General features: G+C 43.7%; 19 protein-coding genes and 1 pseudogene. 10 read left to right on the top strand and 10 right to left on the bottom strand.

Annotation, left to right across the window (positions count from 1 at the left end; all coding sequences use genetic code 11):
• Positions 1-168 precede the first annotated feature (168 nt).
• From E0H88_RS07050 to E0H88_RS07060, 3 genes are all read right to left on the bottom strand, one after another.
• On the bottom strand, positions 169-468 hold the full coding sequence (locus E0H88_RS07050) for a hypothetical protein (RefSeq protein ID WP_165493291.1): 300 nt from the start codon (positions 466-468) through the stop codon (positions 169-171).
• Between the two features lie 34 nt (positions 469-502).
• Positions 503-847: an FAD-dependent monooxygenase gene (locus tag E0H88_RS07055; protein ID WP_252152000.1), complete on the bottom strand. Its 345-nt coding sequence runs from the start codon at positions 845-847 to the stop codon at positions 503-505.
• 168 nt (positions 848-1,015) lie between these two features.
• Complete coding sequence (locus E0H88_RS07060) at positions 1,016-1,801, bottom strand: IclR family transcriptional regulator (protein ID WP_092818801.1); 786 nt, start codon at positions 1,799-1,801, stop codon at positions 1,016-1,018.
• Positions 1,802-2,147: 346 nt separating this feature from the next.
• On the opposite strand from E0H88_RS07060, the gene fahA reads away from it, so the two are divergent.
• From fahA to E0H88_RS07090, 6 genes are read left to right on the top strand one after another with little or no spacing between them, the layout of a single operon-like run.
• Positions 2,148-3,428: a fumarylacetoacetase gene (fahA, locus tag E0H88_RS07065; protein WP_092818802.1), complete on the top strand. Its 1,281-nt coding sequence runs from the start codon at positions 2,148-2,150 to the stop codon at positions 3,426-3,428.
• Positions 3,429-3,445: 17 nt separating this feature from the next.
• Positions 3,446-4,084, top strand: coding sequence for a maleylacetoacetate isomerase (maiA, locus tag E0H88_RS07070; RefSeq protein ID WP_092818803.1), 639 nt, complete (start codon positions 3,446-3,448; stop codon positions 4,082-4,084).
• A 22-nt stretch (positions 4,085-4,106) separates the two neighbouring features.
• Entirely contained in the window at positions 4,107-4,682 is a 576-nt protein-coding gene (locus E0H88_RS07075; RefSeq protein WP_131273615.1) for a VOC family protein, read from the top strand.
• Positions 4,683-4,699: 17 nt separating this feature from the next.
• Positions 4,700-5,401, top strand: a complete 702-nt coding sequence (locus E0H88_RS07080; protein WP_131273616.1) for a CoA transferase subunit A — start codon at positions 4,700-4,702, stop codon at positions 5,399-5,401.
• A 3-nt stretch (positions 5,402-5,404) separates the two neighbouring features.
• Positions 5,405-6,055, top strand: a complete 651-nt coding sequence (locus E0H88_RS07085) for a 3-oxoacid CoA-transferase subunit B (protein ID WP_092818806.1) — start codon at positions 5,405-5,407, stop codon at positions 6,053-6,055.
• A complete protein-coding gene (locus E0H88_RS07090; protein ID WP_092818807.1) occupies positions 6,039-6,251 on the top strand; it encodes a hypothetical protein in 213 nt (70 codons plus the stop codon). The genes E0H88_RS07085 and E0H88_RS07090 overlap by 17 nt, the downstream gene beginning before the upstream one ends.
• A 27-nt stretch (positions 6,252-6,278) precedes the next feature.
• Here E0H88_RS07090 and E0H88_RS07095 read toward each other — a convergent pair whose 3' ends face one another.
• Positions 6,279-6,761 carry a VOC family protein gene (locus E0H88_RS07095; RefSeq protein WP_213031968.1) on the bottom strand — a complete coding sequence of 161 codons (483 nt, stop codon included), beginning with the start codon at positions 6,759-6,761 and terminating at the stop codon, positions 6,279-6,281.
• A gap of 1,604 nt (positions 6,762-8,365) precedes the next feature.
• Here E0H88_RS07095 and hcaE point away from each other — a divergent pair.
• The 4 genes and pseudogenes from hcaE to E0H88_RS16075 form a co-directional block, all read left to right on the top strand.
• On the top strand, positions 8,366-9,733 hold the full coding sequence (gene hcaE, locus E0H88_RS07100; protein WP_131273617.1) for a 3-phenylpropionate/cinnamic acid dioxygenase subunit alpha: 1,368 nt from the start codon (positions 8,366-8,368) through the stop codon (positions 9,731-9,733).
• Complete coding sequence (gene hcaF, locus E0H88_RS07105) at positions 9,730-10,248, top strand: 3-phenylpropionate/cinnamic acid dioxygenase subunit beta (RefSeq protein WP_131273618.1); 519 nt, start codon at positions 9,730-9,732, stop codon at positions 10,246-10,248. Before hcaE ends, hcaF begins: the two co-directional genes overlap by 4 nt.
• A 48-nt stretch (positions 10,249-10,296) precedes the next feature.
• Positions 10,297-11,262: a 3-carboxyethylcatechol 2,3-dioxygenase gene (locus E0H88_RS07110; protein ID WP_131273619.1), complete on the top strand. Its 966-nt coding sequence runs from the start codon at positions 10,297-10,299 to the stop codon at positions 11,260-11,262.
• 13 nt (positions 11,263-11,275) lie between these two features.
• Positions 11,276-11,401: pseudogene (locus E0H88_RS16075) on the top strand (3-phenylpropionate/cinnamic acid dioxygenase ferredoxin--NAD(+) reductase subunit); the annotation flags it as partial.
• 477 nt (positions 11,402-11,878) lie between these two features.
• On the opposite strand, the gene E0H88_RS07125 reads toward E0H88_RS16075, so the two are convergent.
• From E0H88_RS07125 to E0H88_RS07150, 6 genes are all read right to left on the bottom strand, one after another.
• Positions 11,879-13,396, bottom strand: a complete 1,518-nt coding sequence (locus E0H88_RS07125) for a PepSY-associated TM helix domain-containing protein (protein ID WP_131273621.1) — start codon at positions 13,394-13,396, stop codon at positions 11,879-11,881.
• Positions 13,397-13,681, bottom strand: coding sequence for a hypothetical protein (locus tag E0H88_RS16260; protein ID WP_131273622.1), 285 nt, complete (start codon positions 13,679-13,681; stop codon positions 13,397-13,399).
• A 73-nt stretch (positions 13,682-13,754) separates the two neighbouring features.
• On the bottom strand, positions 13,755-15,950 hold the full coding sequence (locus tag E0H88_RS07135; protein ID WP_131273623.1) for a TonB-dependent receptor: 2,196 nt from the start codon (positions 15,948-15,950) through the stop codon (positions 13,755-13,757).
• A 405-nt stretch (positions 15,951-16,355) separates the two neighbouring features.
• On the bottom strand, positions 16,356-17,804 hold the full coding sequence (locus E0H88_RS07140) for an NAD-dependent succinate-semialdehyde dehydrogenase (RefSeq protein WP_131273702.1): 1,449 nt from the start codon (positions 17,802-17,804) through the stop codon (positions 16,356-16,358).
• Between the two features lie 16 nt (positions 17,805-17,820).
• Complete coding sequence (gabT, locus tag E0H88_RS07145; protein WP_131273624.1) at positions 17,821-19,083, bottom strand: 4-aminobutyrate--2-oxoglutarate transaminase; 1,263 nt, start codon at positions 19,081-19,083, stop codon at positions 17,821-17,823.
• Between the two features lie 281 nt (positions 19,084-19,364).
• A complete protein-coding gene (locus E0H88_RS07150) occupies positions 19,365-20,543 on the bottom strand; it encodes a hypothetical protein (RefSeq protein WP_502699718.1) in 1,179 nt (392 codons plus the stop codon).
• Positions 20,544-20,564: the final 21 nt, after the last annotated feature.

Genomic DNA, 20,564 nt, shown 5'->3' on the forward strand with positions numbered 1-20,564 from the left:
TTCATCCCATCTAGCCGCAGCTGCACATTTGAGTGCTAAAAAAAATTCAAATTGCAGCGGCATGTACAGCAAACCGCTGCAATACAGGATAAATTGTTTATCTCCAGCAATGTACTTGCGTTTAAAAAACCATGACTGCGACGAGGCACTCTGACCCTGATTTACTCTTTATTTAATCGGGATCATCAAGTGCTGGTAAGGCGTTCCTGGCCACATGACATAAGGTACAGCAGTATCCGGCTGGGCATTTTTGGGATACATGTCATAAAAACCAGGTTCGGCACCCACAATCATGACGTGAGGACCCGTCTTGATCCAGTGGTTACCTTTGGTGGGTTTTTGGGCATACGGATCGCTATTACTGGCATCGGTTCCACCCTCTAACATGTACATAAAGCCGATTTTACCTACATTTGGCGGTTTGTGTCCCATCCAGGCTTCTGCCCATTCCAGCGCAGCCTTGTCCATGCACATCGGGTCTGGACCGGGGGTCGTCGGATTATCAGGCGAATGCCACCTGCCCCTTATAAATGGAATTGCCATGGGTCCACGGCAAGGCTTTCGACATGATTTTTTCAGCAGCACCCGCAGCATACAAAATTTCCATCGATCGTTTGGTATAGACCAGGGCACGACTACCTTCAGACAGCTGCAGTTCTGACGATAACAAAATGACTTTCACACCCTGTTTCGCCAAAAGCAGTGCCGTGGTCATGCCAATGGGACCGGCACCGACAATCGTGACCGTGTCTGCATCGGTGACCACAGCTTCTTGGCTGTGAAAATGCGGAAATACCTGATATTGGTAATAAAGAGATTTTCGTGGCTGCGTTGCTGGAAAATGCATTTCGAACTCCTTGTCCTGATTATGCTAAAACGATATCAATCGTTTAATTAAACCCCTGCACATGCAATTCAGTTACACACTGAAATTGAATGTTTTCTTATCATCTTTTCATTTTGTTAATGATGCTGGCAGATCCTTTGCAGCCCGATGAACCCTCATAGTCCTTTGCTATGCTTGTCCTTTGGTCACAAAATCTGTAAGTGCCTGAGCGGTGGCTTTTAAAATACGGACTTTTTCATGTTCAAAGTCCATCGGTAAATATGCCTCGTTGCCCAGTGCTGCAATACAGAACTCAATGTCACCGTGAATATTAAAAACCGGGACACAAAACGAGTTCACCCCCACCAACATATCGCCTGAAACAGTCGCTGCGCCCTGTGACACAATGTCCTGTTTCATATTTAAAAATTCGTTCCAGTTTGCCGGATAAACCTGCACACCCTGTTTTTGTTTGTCCTGCCATTCACGTTCAAGTAAAGGCCGAACCACATTTTCTGGCATAAAACTCGCAAATGCGCGACCCGTTGCCGAATTGAGCAATGGCATGATTGAACCGACCCGCGTGATGACCGATACCGGCTGATCAGGTTCAATAAACTGCACAATCAATGGTCCTTGCGAAGTCCAGCGACTGATTTGCAAACCACAGTGAATTTCTCGATGCAAAGCCTGAATATAAGGCTGTGCCGCCTGAATCACATCGGTACGCTGGATGCATTGCAAGCCCAGCCGCCATGCCTGGTCACCCAATGCATAACGTCCGTCTTCAAGCTGCTTGGCATAATTCATCCGCACCAAACTCACCACATAGCGGTGCACTTTTGCCGGATGCATCGCCAATGCTTCAGCCAGTTCCTTCAGCATCATGGGATTGCGATGTGCAATTAAGGCATCCAGCACACCCAAGCCCACTTCCAAGGATTGCACACCACCTTGTGTTTTTTCTTCAGACATTAGTCGACAGCTCTCATTTTGAATGGTGCCTATTCTACTCGAAGCCATCTGATTACCAAAAATCAAACCGCAGGAGAGCATCGAGAAATCTCAATCCTATTTGTTAAGTTTACGTAATACGTAATTAATTTATGTATTGCGTAATTTATGAAAATCAGTATGATGAGATTAATCCCAAAAATCAATAGGTCTTGGACATCAGATTCATGATTTTTTATAAAAATATATAAGTTATTGTTTTTAATATTTTTATATTTAATTTAATGACTGGTTTCAGGCCAATTTGAAACAAAAATTGATATCAGGGTTGCATTGACCCCGATGGTTTTACATAAGGAACATGGACATGACTCGCCAATTAAAATCGTTTATTGAGGTTGCTCAAGATTCAGATTTCCCTATCCAGAACTTACCTTACGGCGTATTTAGCGAGACAGCTGAAGGCACACGTCGTATTGGCGTAGCCTTGGGTGAATGGGTGGTAGATCTTGCAGCATTGGAAGCGCACGGCTATTTAGCCCTTCAGTCCGGTGAACAGTATTTCAATCAGCCTACCCTGAACAAATTTATTGATTCAGGAAAATCCAGCTGGTCTAAAGTACGCGCAGAATTACAAAAGCTGTTGTCTGCAGACAATGCTGAATTACGTGACAACAGCGCACTTCGTGAACAGGTGTTCTTTAAGCAGGCCAATGTGACCTTGCATTTACCGGTACATGTTCCAGGCTATACCGATTTCTATTCTTCTAAAGAACATGCAACAAACGTGGGCTGCATGTTCCGTGATCCTAAAAATGCCCTGCTGGCCAACTGGTCCGAACTTCCTGTGGGTTATAACGGCCGTGCCAGCTCTGTAATTGTCAGCGGTACAGACATTGTGCGCCCTTCCGGTCAGATCAAGTTGCCAAATGAAGAACGTCCGCAATTTTCAGCGTGCCGCAAGCTTGATTTTGAACTCGAAACCGGTTTTATCATTGGCAAACAAAATCAATTGGGTCAGCCCATTACCGTTGAAAATGCATGGGATCATATCTTCGGTATGGTGCTGTTCAATGACTGGTCAGCACGTGACTTGCAACAGTGGGAATACGTGCCACTCGGTCCGTTCAACTCCAAAACCTTTGCCTCTTCCATTTCGCCATGGATTGTCACCTTAGAAGCGCTGGAACCCTTTAAAACAAGTTCGCCTGTTCAAGAACCTCAGCCATTGGCTTACTTACGTGAAGACCATTCAGCAAACAGCTACGACATTCAGCTGTCTGTGGAAATTCAAGCTGAGCAGGCAGCACAGGCTGATGTCATTTGTGAAACCAATTTTAAATACATGTACTGGTCAATGGCGCAGCAATTGGCGCATCACACCATTGCTGGCTGTAATGTACAGGTCGGTGATTTAATGGGTTCAGGGACCATTTCCGGCCCGACCCCCGATTCTTATGGATCATTACTGGAAATTACCTGGAATGCGACCAAACCCTTAACGCTGAGCAATGGCGAACAGCGTACCTTTATTCAGGATGGCGACACCGTGATTATGAAAGGTCACTGTGAAAAAGACGGTTTACGCATTGGCTTTGGCGAAGTCAGCGGCAAAATTTTACCTGCACTTCAGTTTGATTTTCAGTAATTCCGGGGATCAAAGCGATGCAACTGTATACCTATTTTCGTAGCTCGGCGGCCTATCGTGTCCGCATTGCGCTGAATTTAAAAGGCTTAAATGCCGATTATATTCCTGTGCATTTGCTCAACAACGGCGGTGAACAACATAGCGATGCCTATAAAGCGGTCAATCCATCTGAACTGGTTCCAAGCCTGGTCGATAATGAATTTCAGCTCAGTCAATCGTTGAGCATTTTGGAATATCTGGAAGAACGGTATCCCGAGACAGCACTGCTTCCTCAAGATATTCAGCAACGTGCCTTGGTGCGTGCATTCAGTCTCGCGATTGCCTGTGACATTCATCCCCTAAACAACCTGCGTGTACTGCAATATCTGTCAGGCACACTGGAGGTATCGGATGAGCAAAAAAATACCTGGTATCGCCACTGGGTGGACACTGGTTTTAAAACTTTGGAAGCCTTGCTGCACAGCTCCAATGGCCGTTTCTGCTTTGGCGATCAGCCCACATTTGCCGACTGCTGCCTGATTCCACAAGTCTATAACGCCTTACGTTTTAATGTGGATATCACAGCTTATCCCAAAATTGCATCTATTTATCAGCATTGCAACACTCTTGCAGCATTTCAACAGGCTGCCCCAGAAGCACAGCAAGAAGCGGCTTAATTTCAAGAAAAGGACATTCAAAATGGCAATACAAATTGAAAAAATTCACCACGTTGCATACCGTTGCAAAGATGCCAAAGAAACGGTGGACTGGTACAAAAAAAATCTGAACATGAACTTTATTTTGGCATTTGCCGAAGATCATGTGCCATCGACCAAAGCCTTTGATCCCTATATGCATTTATTTTTAGATGCAGGCAACGGTAACGTTCTGGCATTTTTTGAGCTGCCTACTCAGCCTGAAATGGGTCGCGATGAAAACACGCCAAAATGGGTTCAGCATATTGCTTTAAAAGTCAAAGACCGTGCCGCACTCATTGAAGCCAAAGCACATCTGGAAGCCAATGGCGTGGATGTTTTGGGCATTACCAATCACGGAATTTTCCATTCCATTTACTTCTTCGATCCAAACGGTCACCGCCTGGAACTCGCTTATGACGACGAAAAAGCGCCTGAAAAAATTGCTATGATTAGCGAAGAAATGAAAGAAGAAATGCTGGCTGAATGGTCGCAGACCAAACGTGCCCCGCACCATACGCATTTCCTGCATGCAGATGAATTGGAAAACAATTCTGCACAAGCCAAAGTGGATCATTGATTAAAAGGATAAATCGGATGAATAAATGGGTTGCAAGTGCAGCAGAAGCCCTGGATGGCATTGTTGCAGACGGTCAAACCGTTGCAGTGGGTGGTTTTGGCTTATGTGGTATTCCTGAAGCATTAATTGATGCCCTAAAAGACACTGGGGTTAAGAATCTGACCTGTATTTCCAATAATGCCGGCGTTGATGACTTTGGTTTAGGCAAATTGCTGCAAACCAAACAAATTAAAAAAATGATTTCATCTTACGTGGGTGAAAACAAGGAATTTGAACGTCAATACTTAAGCGGCGAGCTGGAAGTAGAACTCACCCCTCAAGGCACACTAGCCGAAAAATTACGTTCAGGCGGTGCTGGCATTCCTGCATTTTACACCCGTACAGGTGTCGGCACTTTAATTGCCGAGGGCAAGGAAAGCCGCATATTTGAGGGTCAGGAATATATTCTTGAAGATACCTTAACTGCCGATGTGGCCTTGGTCAAAGCCTATAAAGCCGATAAAGCCGGTAATTTAGTGTTCCGGAAAACGGCACGCAACTTTAACCCTGAATGTGCTGTGGCTGGAAAATTCACTGTGGTTGAAGTGGAACAGATTGTGGAGATTGGTGAGATCGATCCTGATGAGACCCATCTTCCGGGTATTTATGTAAACCGTATCATCGTCAATGCAACACCTGAAAAGCGCATTGAACAAATGACGTTAAAGGCGGAGGCTTAAATCATGGCTTGGACACGCAATGAAATGGCACAGCGCGCTGCGCTTGAGCTTGAAGATGGCTTCTATGTGAACTTAGGCATTGGGCTGCCGACACTGGTTGCCAATTATATTCCTGAAAATATCAACGTCTGGCTACAGTCTGAAAATGGCTTGTTGGGTATTGACGAGTTCCCGACTGCAGAAACCGTTGACCCCGATCTGATCAATGCCGGCAAGCAGACCGTGACCGCACGACAGGGTGCGGCGTTTTTCTCAAGTTCAGAATCTTTTGCCATGATTCGCGGCGGACACGTGAACATTGCCATTTTAGGAGCAATGGAAGTTTCGGAACGCGGCGATTTGGCCAACTGGATGATTCCAGGCAAAAAAGTCAAAGGGATGGGCGGTGCGATGGATCTGGTTGCCGGCGTGCAAAAAGTGGTGGTACTGATGGAACACAGCGCAAAAGACGGTAGCCCGAAAATCGTTAAAAATTGTGCCCTGCCCCTGACAGGTCAAGGCGTCGTGAACCGTGTCATCACTGAACTTGGCATGATGGACATCACTTCTGAAGGCGTAAAACTGGTTGAACTTGCTCAAGATGTCACGCTTGAACAGATTCAGGCAGCATCAGGGGTCGATCTGGTTATCCCCTCAGATGTGGTGGCAGCGTAAATTTTTCATGAAAAAAGCAGCTTCGGCTGCTTTGCTCTGTGCTGAAAATACAGAAGACTTTAATTTTGCAGCGTCTAATCAGGCAACCGGTAAAAGTTTTCTCATAAAAGTCTTCTCATATTTAATTGGGTTTTTAAATATGGTTCTTTTCAGCATGCTTTACGTTGATCCATCCAACGCAGCGGTTACCACTTGAAAGCGTGATCAGGCTTCCACGCACATCTCAACCACGAAATGCCGCTTCTATTGCAGCAATGTCAATTTTTCTCATCGTCATCATGGCATCAAATGCACGTTTGGCGGCTGCACGGTCGGGGCTAGTGTATGCCTTGGTTAGGGCAATCGGCGTAATCTGCCAGGAGATGCCCCATTTATCTTTACACCAGCCGCATTCGCTCTCCTGACCGCCATTGCCAACAATCGCATTCCAGTAGCGATCCGTTTCCTCCTGATTCTCGGTCGCCACCTGAAATGAGAACGCTTCGTTGTGCTGAAACACGGGGCCACCATTCAGCCCGAGGCAGGCAATGCCAAGTACAGTAAACTCCACAGTTAAAATATCTCCTTCCTTCCCTGACGGATAATTTCCAGGTGCATGGTGTACCGCACCGACCGATGAATCTGGAAAGGTCTCGGCATAAAATCTTGCAGCGCCTTCAGCGTCATTGTTGTACCACAGGCATATGGTATTCTTTGCTATATTCATCATTTCACCTCTTTATAAAGAATGCGGCTTATGTGATTCGGAATGACTAGCACGCGTTCCCCATATTGGTTTAAATATTTTGTTCAATACCGTTTCTATATTTGACCAAAAAATGAAATAGACCTATTTCATAATTGTATTTTTATTAGACTTCTTTCATAAATCATTTTAAAAACTAAAATTGTTCGTAAAGCTGAAAATGAAAATGATTCAATTCATTTTTTACCAAAGAAATTTGAGTCTTGACTTGGAAGAATTCTGGGATAATTTAATGATTGCGACTTTTATTAAATACCGATTTAGAGTTCAACCTAATCTGCATAATATTTTGAACATCTAAATCCTTATTTTCATTCATGAACACCGCATTAGACTTAAGTAGTAAAAGATAGAGCATATTTACACAGGAATTGATTAACGTAGGCTTTTTGATAGTTTTTTTTGATGCTGCCATGCTTAGAAAAATAGCTAAAATTGCTCCATCTGAACGATTGAGTCTGATTTAAAAATAAACGATTTATCAAAAGAAACAAAAAATGTACCGCTGAACTTCTCCATAACTGCATACGGACTTGCCTAAAGGGTCAGGATGGCTGATCGCGATGCATGCTCAGATCAATACATGACAGTATTTCAAGGATTTTTTCATCGCTATGGGGTTACTTTCTTTGCGATCAATAACATACAGAGCGAGAACTCTACATCCAGTGGTTGCCATAGTTGAATCACGGTTATTCATGGTCAATGGCGCGATATAGCCCAGCAAAATGCGACATGCTAAGTCCATCCCGATCGAATTGATGCTAAACAGGACATTATTGGTTTTTTGAACCCTCTTAGATTCGAGGTCCTTAGCTTGAGTAAAGTCCAGAATCGAGTTGTGCAGCGCCAAGTGTCCATTTCAAGTGCCCATTTAAGGCAAATATCAAGGAAAATACACTTTCCAGAGCAACCGCCACTTTAAGCTTGATGCAGTGCGGCTTTTCACATCAATGCCTTATCCCAATCTTTGCTTTATGGACTGAGAGAAGTTCAATTCTTCAGCAACGATTATAAAGTCATGGAGGCGCCATAATTTTATATAACCGACCCGTCGAGCAATAAAAAACACCACACCTAAAAAAACAAATAAGCCCAGATAAAATACAAGTATTTTGGTAAGAATTACTACTTTAACCATCATTTTAAAATAAAAAATTAAAATAAAATCAAACCTTAAAAACACTAGTAATTTAGTAGGAATTACCCCTGAAGAATAATTAACAAGCAGATCAAAAATAACAAATCTATTCAGATTAAGTGTTTGTAAATAAATAATATAATTACAAAAATAATTTCATTTAAATAAAATTCATTAAAATAAAATAACACATTTTAAATACCAGCAATTTAGTCGGAATTAATATAAAAAAACACCCCGATTAAAATAAAAAATAAATCAAAATCACGACCAATTTAATAGGAATTAAACCACCAACAATAATCCATTTAATATCTCAATTAAAATAAAAAATATATTTCATCAAAATCCCCTTTGCTTCCATCATCGTTGCAAAGTTTGAATCTATGACTTTGTACCTAGACGGGTCACAGGAGAAGTTTTCATGAATGGAAAAATTGATGTGTGCGAAATCGACGCTTTGGTCGATGCACAAAATGGACGTATTACCCCAGCGATCTATACCGATCCTGGTCTTTATGAGCTGGAACTTGAACGTGTCTTCGGCCGTACATGGTTATTCCTTTGCCATGAAAGCCAAATTCCAAAAGCGGGCGACTTTTTCAATACCTATATGGGCGAAGACCCGATTATCGTGGCACGCCAAAAAGACGGTTCAATCAAAGCATTTTTAAACCAATGCCGTCACCGTGCGATGCGGGTCAGCTTTGCCGATTGTGGTAATACCCGTGCCTTTACCTGTCCATATCACGGCTGGTCCTATGGCGTTGATGGTTCACTGAAAGACATTCCATTAGAAGACCGTGCTTACCCACAAGGTGCCTGCAAAGAAAAATGGGGACTACTCGAAGTCAACCGTGTAGAAACCTACAAAGGCTTGGTTTTCGGTTGCTGGGATGAAACCACACCTGACCTGATCGACTACATGGGCGATATGGCATGGTACTTAGACGGTGTGCTGGATCGTCGTGAGGGCGGTACCTGCATCGTGGGTGGCGTACATAAATGGGAAATTGAATGTAACTGGAAATTTGCAGCTGAACAGTTCGCCTCTGACCAATACCATGCCCTGTTCTCACACGCATCTGCGGTACAAGTACTTGGTGCAAAACCGGATGATGAATCGACCAAAACCTTAGGTAAGGAACAAACGCCTCGCCCTGTGTGGGAAACTGCCAAAGATGCCTTGCAATTCGGCTCTAAAGGTCACGGTTCAGGCTTCTTCTTTACTGAAAAACCAGATGCAAACGTGTGGGTCGATGGTGAAGTCGCGAACTATTTCCGTGAAACCTATGAAGAAGTGAAAGAACGTTTAGGTGAAATCCGTGCCTTACGTCTTGCCGGTCACAACACCATGTTCCCAACGCTGTCTTGGTTAAATGGTACCGCGACGCTTCGTGTCTGGCATCCACGTGGACCAAACAAAACTGAGGTTTGGGCATTCTGTATCTGCGATGCTGATGCACCACAAGATGTGAAAGATGCTTTCGAGCGTTCTGCAACACGTGCCTTTGGCCCTGCGGGTTTCCTGGAGCAAGATGACTCGGAAAACTGGGTTGAAATCCAGAAAGTACTGCGTGGTTATAAAGCCCGTAACAGCAAACTGATTGTCGAAATGGGCAAAGGCACTGAAAAAGTCCGTGAAGACGGTGTGCCCGGGATCACCAGCTATATTTTCTCTGAAACAGCCGCACGTGGTTTCTATCGCCGTTGGGCAGATCTTCTGGTTCATAAAGAATGGGAAGACGTTGAAAAAGCAACTGAAGCATATGAGAAGGAGCTTGTGAAATGAGCCAAGTCAGCCTAGAACTTCATTACCAAATTAGCCAGTTCCTGTATCGTGAAGCGAAACTGCTGGATGACTGGAAATTCCGCGAATGGTTAGACATACTCGCTGAAGATATTTCCTATACCCTGCGGACTACGCCAAATGCACAAACCCGTGACCGTCGTCGTTCCGTTGAACCGCCAACAACCTGGGTATTTAACGACAATAAATTCCTGTTGGAACGTCGTGTGGCACGCCTTGAAACGGGTATGGCTTGGGCTGAAGAACCTCCATCACGTACCACGCATATGGTCAGTAACGTGATTGTGGAGCCGACTGAGGTTGAAGGCGAATACGATGTGTATGTGACTTACCTGCTCTACCGTTCGCAAAAAGAAAAAGACGTGGTGATTTACTGTGGTAAACGTCATGACAAGATTCGCAAAGTGGAAGGCGGTTTAGGTTTCCAAATCTGCAACCGTAAGATCACCCTCGATCAGGTGACCTATACTTCACATAACTTAAGCGTGTTCTTCTAAGAACGGATTGGCAGCCTGTATCGGCTGCCTTTTTTTCAGGAGCTTTTCATGGCCGTTAAACTGATTTGTGCTTCGCATAGCCCGTTAATGGAATTTGCGACACCTCAAGAACAATATAAAGAACAAGCCGTTCGCGATGCTTTTGCCAAACTTGCAATTGAGGTCAAAGCCTATGACCCGACCCTGATCATTAGCTTTGGTCCTGACCATTTTAATGGTTTCTTTTATGACTTGATGCCAAGTTTCTGTGTGGGCATTCGTGCCGCCGCAGCAGGTGATTGGGACTACGGTAAAGACAATGACAAGATTAATGTCCCTGAAGATAAAGCCTTGGCCTTGGTGCGCCAAGTGCTGGATCAAGGCGTAGATGTGGCTTATTCCTATCGTATGCAAGCCGATCATGGCGTGACCCAACCCCTGCACTTCTTGTGTGAAGGACAGCTGGACCGTTATCCAACCATTCCGATCTTTGTCAATGGCGCTGCTGCACCGATGCCCACCACCAAGCGCACCATTGCTTTAGGTCGTGCTGTGGGTCAATTTATCCAGTCTTTAAATCTGGAAAATGAACGTGTATTGATTTTGGGAACCGGTGGTCTTTCTCACGATCCACCGACACCGCAAATGGGATCCGTGCCGCCAGAAGTGGAAGAATTCCTGATTGCGGGTCGTAACCCAACAGCTGAAGCACGTGAGGCACGTCAAGCCAAGGTCATTGCTGTGGGTCAACAATTAGCAGCGGGTGATACCTCAGTTTCAGTGCCCTTGAATCGTGACTGGGATTTAGCCTTGCTTGAAAAATTCAAAAGTGCTGATTTTGCTGCTTTAGAGGCCATGACTGAAGCGGAGATTCGACGTGATGGCGGTCGTGGCGGTCAGGAAGTTCGGGCATGGATGGCTGCATTTGCAGCCCTGCATGAAATAGGCCATTACCAGATGACCACGCATTGCTATGAGGACATCAGTGAGTGGATCGCAGGCTTCGGCATCGTATCTGCAGAATTAAAAGCTTAATCACATCAGCAACATCGAAACCATCCGTGGCAATAGCGTAAATAAAATCAACGCTGAAGCACCTACGGTTGAACTTCAAAATGGTGACGTTGTTGCTGATCACAAACTGTTGCTTACAACTGAAGGTGCAGCACATCAATAGCGACCAGAAAAAGAGGCACACGATCGAAATAGAGGTAAAAGACTCGGTTTGAGATTCAATTTAATCGCTGGAATCTACAACTTGGAACGAATCTACACCTTGAAACTAAATAAAAGTGATTTAGGAGAGAGACCTATTATTGAGTATATTTAATTAATGAATATAGAACAGATAAGAAAAATAAAAATATCCAGGCGAAAAAAAACCATCGTTTAAAGTGATAGTAAAATAAAAGCTGTAAAAAAAATGCTGAAGTTATGATCAGGAAAATCCAGGTGATCATTCCCACAGAAAGACCATGGTCCAGACAGTTCAGGTATAAAGAAATACCCATAAAAATAAATGAGCATATTTTTAACGAAGATTGAGCATAATCAAAGGTCAGGAAATTATAATTGAGTTTTTTCATTCCACTTTGACTGGTCATACACAGCTGCATCATTGCAACAATTGCCCACAATATTGCAGCCAAACTCATTTAGCCACCTCCCTCATTTTTATTTTCCTGAAATAATAACAGGCAAAAATATATCCTGTGGCTATGAATATAAATACCAGATCAACGCCTGCCACCGACCATTGCTGATGCTGCAATGTATTGAAGATGAAAGCTTGTGGAGATAGAAATATTGGACTGAATACCGTCATCCATAAAATAAAAGCTGTAAGTATGAAGGCTAAAACAATGGCTTTTTGCATTTTAACCAGCATCGGAATGACCAGTATTCCAATCCAGCTCATAAAAAATATGAGTAACTCATACTGAACCCGATGTTCAAGACTGGCCAGTAAAATCCGGTTAGCCAAAAAATACATGGCTGTTGCCAAAGGCAAACCCAGGAAGGTGAAATAATTAAGGTAACTAACCACTGTATAACTTAATTTATTGTGCTGTTTAATGCGTTTCCTTTGCCATAATAAAGCTCCCGCGACCAGCATGATACAACCGATTAAACCTAAACTTGCCAGCATCCATCTCATCCATTGACTGGCGTAATATCCTAAATGAATGCCATAGGTTGCCGAACTGATTTGAGCGACAGGATGCAGGTTTCTTTCAGAACTCAGATTCTTCCCGGTATTTGCTGCAAAAATAAATTGTGGATTATTGAAAGTAATTAATTTGTTATATCCATAATCAAAAGTAATTAACGCTTCTGCAGTATTTGGGTTTTTGACTTCAAATTTTTCCAGACCAGCCCCATTACTCCCCTGCTGAGGCAATTGACGAGAAAATACAGAGAATTCTTTTAATTGAATACCTGAATCTTCTGCCGGTTTTGGAACATTGCTATATTGTATTTCACTATAAAACTTTTTTATTCCATTCTCGCCATATTGTTGATTAATACCCATAGGCATGAGCAGATAGAAGAAAATCATGACACCGGTAAAGGCCATAATCAGATAAAAAGGCAGGGTCACTACGCCGGTAATATGATGTAAATCCAATAAGGTACGCTGTCCCTTGAAACTCCGGAATACAAAAAAATCTTTAATTATTTTTTTATGGGTAAATATCCCGGTGATTAATGCGATGAGAAATAGAACCCCGACAATCACCACAAGCGCTCTACCCACGACATCAGGCAAAGGATAAAGACTGTAATGTAATTTAAAAAAGAAGTCGCCCCCCAGACTTTCCCGACCCTCTGTTAAAATTAAGCCTGTATTCGGGTCTTGAAGTTTATGGTACTTACTGGTTGGGTCTTGCCATTCCAAAGTGTTAAAAGACATTCGGGAAGTGGCAAGATTCACTCGCCATCTTTTTGCATCGGGCGCATGGGTATTTAAATGATCATAGGCAACCTGGGCCGACTCAAGGGAACTGGGAGGCGCTTTTAGATATAAAAAATTTTCAGGTTTAGACCAGAGATTGATTTCAGTTCTGAAATAGGCAATAGACCCGGTAAAAAAAATCAGAAAAACTGACCACAATACAACGATACCGAACCAGCTGTGTAAAGTTGCCTGTACCTGGCGAAATTGCATTTAATGTTCTCCCAGTTTCCTTATGATCCAATAGCCCAGCAATAAAATATAACTAAGATAATTGATTCTCTTTTGCCATAATTTAGAGGGAATACAAGGAACTAAAAGAATATAAAAAATGAGAAAAATAAAACTTAGGAGAGCGGATAAATAGATATTTTCAGCTTTTGCAAAGGACAAATAATCAGGTAAAACCCAAGAGATCCAGAGGCTATAGCCATAAGCGGCCAAGCAGATATAAAAAATTTCTTGAATAGATAACCATTCCGGTTTCTGTTTATCCATTGACCTTATCTTTCATCACATATCACGAAATGAGGAAGTATCTGTACGGCGACAGATACTTCCTGGGTGAGTATTAATAATTAATGGTATAGCTCAGGCCAAAAGTACGACCCTCAGCAGGGATGGCCAACAGGGAGTTGCCATTGGTTACGGCTGCTTGCTGTGCAAATACATTTTTATACTGCTTGTCCCAGACATTATAGACACCAAAATCGACACGGCCTTTCGCTACAGGGAAATGGGCCAAGACATCCATAGTGGTATAGCCTTTAATCTCTGCTGCACTATTACCATCAGTTAAACCCGCGGCTTTTAATGCCTGGTCATCTTTGTAGGCTTCGTCTGTGCCTTTAATGGCTTGCATTTGCGCACGCACACCATAGCCTTCATCATTATTCCATTCAGCAAACAGAGTGCCTTTCACCGGGGAAACAGCAAAGGCATTCAGTTCATGCCAGTGATCTGCGGCATCTTTATACTGTCCCCGCGTATATCCCAAGGTACCACCGACCTTATAGTTTTCCATAAATGGGTAGCTTACAGTCGCTTCTGCTCCATAAATGCGTTGATCGGTATCTACCACATTTACTGAACGGTCTGCGTTGAACTGTACAACTTTATCAGAAGTATTATAGAAACCCGTTAGACCCAAGTTTAAGCCGTCGTCCTGATTTAAGCGCCAACCCAATTCATAGCTGTTGACCGTGATCGGTGCAATACCTGACGTCGTTAAGGTATAGGCAGCTACATCACGCAGCACCCGTTGTACATCGGGATAACTATAACCTTGTGAGAAATTGGCATAAACTTGCTGCGCGTCTGTTAACTCATAGACTGCACCTAAATTGAACAGGAACTTGTCAGCATCGGTAGAGTCAGCCGCCATTAAAGTAATCGGATTGCGTGCGGTTAAATAACTGTCAGTGTCTGCCTGAACATACTGATAACGCACACCGGCCTGAACATTTAAACGATCCGTCAGTGCATAATCACTTTGTACAAATGTGCCAATATTCTGGATTTCTGTATCCGGTCCAGAACCTTGTTTCTCACCTGTCGGGGTATAGACCAGGCCATTGTGACTTGGCGTATAGAAATCAGCCCACTGATGGTCTTTTTCCCAGTCATAGTCTAAGCCATAAGTCAGTTTTAAATCTCGCTCGGCCACCTGCAGGTCAGATTGAACAGTAGAGCGAATTCCTGCATAGTCCACATTGGATTGGCTTTGCTTTACATTCACGCCATCTTTGGAATAACCATACGGTACAAAACGCGCTTTTTCATTACGGTAATACGCTTCAACATTCAAAATTTGTCCCAGGAAATCCTGGTTTTGATACTGGGTATTAAACGCATAGCGTTCTGTAAAGGGTTGTTGATCTAAACTCCACCCTTTAATGGCTTTATAAGAAGGCTGTGTCCCGGTTTGCAGATAAGAATAGTCAGGACCATATTCGGTATCCTGTTCATCATTATAATATTGTGCACCAAAACTTAAGCTTTGCTTATCGGTTAAATTAAAGTTTAAACGACCATTCACATCAAGCGTATCGGTATCCATCGTGCTGCCCTGCCAAGGGCTTAACGAGATACGGTCTCCGTTACCATCAAACTGTGAACCCCGACTGGTAAAATCTACCCCTAAAAAACTGTCCATCTTGTCATGACTAAATGAAGCAGTCTGACCCACTTGATAAGCCAAACTGTCACGACGGAAATTATCAGCCGATGTCAGGCCTAACTTGGTCTGAAAGCTGACCGGTTTCGATTTGTCCGCACGTTTGGTAATAATATTAATAATCCCGCCCGTCGCACCTGAACCATAAATACTGGTCGCACCTGAAACCACCTCGATATGATCAATCATATTCGGACTGATGCTGTTGAGCTGACGCGCCACATCGCGCGAACCGGTCTGTGAAACTCCGTCAATCATCACCAGTACATTCCGCCCACGCATGGTCTGACCGTAATTACTGGTGGTCCCGCTGCTTGGTGCCAATGAAGGTACCAGCTGCGCTAAAACATCTGCGACTTTTCGACTCGCTCCAGCCTGTTGAGCAATTTCTTCACCCTGAATGGTCTGTACAGTTCCTGCAACTTCAGCAATCGTTTTAGGGGTACGGGTTGCTGTGACCACAATAGGAGAAAGCTTTATTGTTTGATCTGAACTTTCAGGCTCCTTCGATGCAGGACCAAACTCTTCTGCGTACAGTTGTGAAGAAATAGCGACACTAAGAAAACATAGACTAAATTGAGATAGTCGCATTTTCAATCCCCTTACACAAATATTAATAATGACGCAAATAATAATCATTACTATTATCAATGTAAATTTTTTATTGCCATATTTACTGTTTTTTATATCCTTTTTCGATTTGCTCTTAATGAATTAAGCTAAATCCCTAACTAGGGAAATCCGAATTTTAAAAACGATAAAAAATGGTGAGCTGTGTCTAGAATTTTGGCTAGGATCAGAAGCATTTTAGCCAATAAAGATGTTTGGCAAAAAATCTATTGCTGTTATTGATATAGATAAATCTTGTTGCTTAAAAATATTTTTTAACTGCTGTGTGAATTCAGTTTAAACAGTTTTTATTGTATAAAAAACAGTTAATTAAAAATCAGCCCTGAATGGGCAGAGCTGATTTTTAATTGGTTGATGTCGCATTTATTATGAAGATAAATCTACACACAGATATTTCATTTCGAGATATTCATCAATACCGAATTTAGAACCTTCACGTCCTAAACCAGATTGCTTCACACCCCCAAATGGCGCAACTTCATTAGAAATAGCACCAGTATTAATTCCGACCATGCCATATTCCAATGCTTCACCCACACGCCATTGACGCGCTGTACTCTGTGTGAATATATAGGTAGCCAGGCCAAACTCGGTATCATTTGCCATCGCCACCGCTTCTTCTTCCGTGTGGAAGCGGAATAACGGAGCCAATGGACCAAAAGTTTCTTCTTTAGCCACTTTCATGTCCTGGGTTACTTCAGTCAGCACGGTAGGCTCAAAGAAAGTACCGCCTAGACTTGAACGCTGGCCACCAATTTTAATCTGCGCACCTTTGCTCGCGGCATCTGCAATATGCGACTGCACTTTGGCAATTGCATCTTCATCAATTAACGGGCCTTGAGTGGAACCGTCTTGACGGCCATCACCCACTTTTAAATTGGCCACAGCTGCAGTCAATTTCTCGGCCAGCGCATCATAAATGCCATCTTGCACATAAATACGGTTGGCACAGACACAGGTTTGACCGCTATTACGGAACTTGCTGACCATAATGCCCTGAACCGCCTGCTCCAGATTGGCATCATCAAAAACCAGTACTGGCGCATTACCACCCAGCTCAAGTGACAGTTTTTTGATGGTTGGCGCACATTGCTGCATCAGAATGCGGCCGACTTGAGTCGAACCGGTAAAGCTCAGCTTTTTCACCGTGTCGCTTTCACACAAGGTTTTGCCCACTTCAATGGCATCGCCACTAATGTGCAGCAATACATCTTGTGGTAAACCTGCCTGCAAAGCCAGCACTTCCAGAGCATAGGCTGTTAATGGCGTTTGCTCGGCCGGTTTAACCAGCATAGAACAGCCGGCAGCAATGGCAGGCGCAGCCTTACGGGTAATCATGGCTGCAGGGAAATTCCATGGTGTAATTGCAGCGGTGACCCCAATCGCCTGTTTGATGACCAGCAAACGCTGATTCGGCAGCGTTGGTGTCAGCACTTCACCGTCAATACGGCGTGCTTGTTCAGCAAACCAGCGGATAAACGAGGCAGCATAAGCAATTTCACCGCGCGCTTCAGCTAAAGGTTTGCCTTGTTCAGCAGTCAAAATCTGAGCCAATGACTCTTTATTTTCCTGCATCAAATTAAACCAGGCCCACAGCACGTCAGCGCGTTGTAGTGCTGTTTGTGCTTTCCATGCCGTCTGTGCCGTCTGTGAACGAGCAATTGCTTGTTCTACCGACGCACGGTCATGGGATTTCACCCATGCCAGCGTGTCATGTGTTGCCGCATCTTTAACTTCGATGTAATCACCTGTTTCAGGTTGATCAAAATGAATGTCTGGATGCTGTAATAAATCTTTATATTGCGCTTGAAGCATAGTCATTACTCTTCAATTATGCTGCAGCAGAAAGTGCAAAACCTTGTTTTAAAATGTTTAAACCAGCACGGAATTGCTCTGCAGGAATCGTTAAAGGATATAAGAAACGAATCACATTACCATAACGACCACATGTCAAAATGAGCAAGCCATTTTGCATGGCATAGTTTTGAATCGCTTTGGCTTGATCAGCCGTTTCCAGTTCTACAGCAACCATTGAACCTAAGGCACGAATATCTTTGACAATAGAAGAAGACTGTTTCAGTTCATTTAGAACCTCAACTAACTCTGCACCTAATACATTGGCGCGTTCACAAAGACCTTCTTCTTCAATCACATCAATAACTGCATGTGCTGCAGCAACTGCAATCGGACTGCCCGCATAAGTACCGCCTAAACCGCCAGGATTCGGTGCATCCATAACTTCAGTACGACCAACCACGCCAGAAATCGGGAAACCACCGCCCAGGCTTTTTGCCATCGTGATCAGGTCTGCTTTGGTTTCGTAGTGATTCATGGCAAACAGTTTACCGGTACGGGCAAAACCTGTTTGCACTTCATCTGCAATCATCAAAATACCATGCTGATCACACAATACACGTAAACGCTTTAAAAATTCTGCCGGTACAACATTAAAACCGCCTTCACCTTGCACAGGCTCAAGTACAATTGCCGCCACATCATGTGCAGCCACATCTTCAGCAAAAATGTCTTCAATGCTTTGGATGGCATCGTCCACAGTAATGCCTTTTGACTCTACCGGATAGCGTGCATGGAAAACACCCGCTGGCATTACCCCAAAGTCACGTTTGTAAGGGGCAGTTTTACCCGTCATGGCCATGGTCATGAATGAACGGCCATGGAAACCGTTACCAAAAGTCACAATGCCGTGACGGCCAGTATAGGCACGGGCAATTTTAACTGCGTTTTCTACTGCTTCAGCGCCGGTAGAAAAGAATGAGGTTTTTGCAGGACCATCAATCGGTGCACGCTCATTGATACGCTCAGCAAGAGAGACATAGCTTTCGTAAGGTACAACCTGATAGGCGGTATGGGTAAATTTTGTTAATTGTTCAGTAACAGCAGCAATAATTTTAGGGTGACGATGACCGGTATTCAGTACCGCAATACCACCTGCGAAATCGATATATTGATTGCCTTCGGCATCCCAAATTGTCGAGTTCTCTGCTTTCTCCGCGTACCATTGACACATGACACCAACACCACGAGGCGTCGCTTGCTGTTTACGTGCATTCAGTGCAGAGTGTTTACTGTCCATTTTGTATCCTCATTCTTGATTCATACATTGTAAAATTTTGGCATCCATATCATGTGCTTGATGATATGCAAATGACTGATTGATCTTCCTCATTTTGCGCTTTTATCGGCCTGATACGAGAGCCACTTTGAATCAGATAGACAGAGCCAATTCACCCCATCCCGAAGATTTTAAAAATCAAAAAAACAGGATAATTAGATACAAATCATAAAGTTGAAATTACACCATAAAAAATGGCACCTTTTTTATAAGGTGCCATTTTGATAACTGAGAGCAAAAATTTAAAAATTATACATAAACAGTAAATTCAGCAGCCGGCTATGGCCTGCGGCATCTCCTTGCGCCAAAGAACCGGCATCACCGCCAATGAATACATCATTTTTACCGGTGATATATTCGGCTGCCAGCGAAAACTGCTTAACATCCAGCTGAGCACCCAAAATATTGCGTGTAGATGTACCGAAACCGGACTTGTCTTTGTCAAAGACGGTATAGCTGACATAAGGCGTCAGATCGTAATCTTTGTAAAAATCAGTCATTTGATAATCCAGATTCGCCACATAATAATTGGCTTTATTGGCCACATGATACTTCGATTCAAAAGAACCTACCGTGGCATAATCTGGATTTTCTACAGCCTGGGTATCTGCACGATTCTGTCCGGCAGTCAGGGTCAGGTTTGCATTCTGGTAGTTTAAGCGACCAAACACATTCCATGCATTGCGATGCCCGGTTTGACCATTGCGGTTATTTTCCAAATCTGAATACCAGTACGAGCCGCCGACATTCAGCTTAACTAGGCTGTCCTGCAGCGGAATCTGCTGATTGATGCGTGCAACCCACATGTTTTTTTCTTCAATGTCATCGGTGCTGGCATCTTCCGGCTTGACATAATTGGCCGCATAACGCGCCGCATCGTCACCAGTGCCGGCAAAACTTCCACCATCACGCACAAAATAAGCCACATTGACTTTGGTATTTGTACCGAGCTGCTGCCAGTTAATACCCAGATTATGCACATCTTCCAGTCCGGCATTGTCCATTGAACTGCCGTACCAGCTGCTGCTCCAGAATCGGCCAATACCAAAAGGCATATCTTGCAGACCCAAGGTGATGCGGCTGTCATCATTCAGCTTATAGCCCAGGTTGGCATTCACCAAGGTTGAAAAATCACACAGGGTATCATTTTGATAGCAACGGTATTCCACATCGCCGAACAATGACTTGGCATCATATTTCAGGCTGAGTTTCGCCGCATTAAACTTTAATTTATGGTCACTGTCCGAATAATCCTTATCCTGATAATTCGCTCGTAGCCACCCCGATACGGTCAGTTCACCTAAATCGGTATCGGCATCTCCCCAAGAGAGCGTATCTGCCTGCACGGTGGCAGACATCGTAAGGGTACTGGCGACAAGCGCACAGAACGAAAATGGTTTCACTAAAAAACGTTGCGACATCATAGAAGCCCCAAAAAAGAA

This window comes from Acinetobacter sp. ANC 4216, assembly GCF_004331195.1.
Classification (GTDB): Bacteria; Pseudomonadota; Gammaproteobacteria; order Pseudomonadales; family Moraxellaceae; genus Acinetobacter; species Acinetobacter kookii.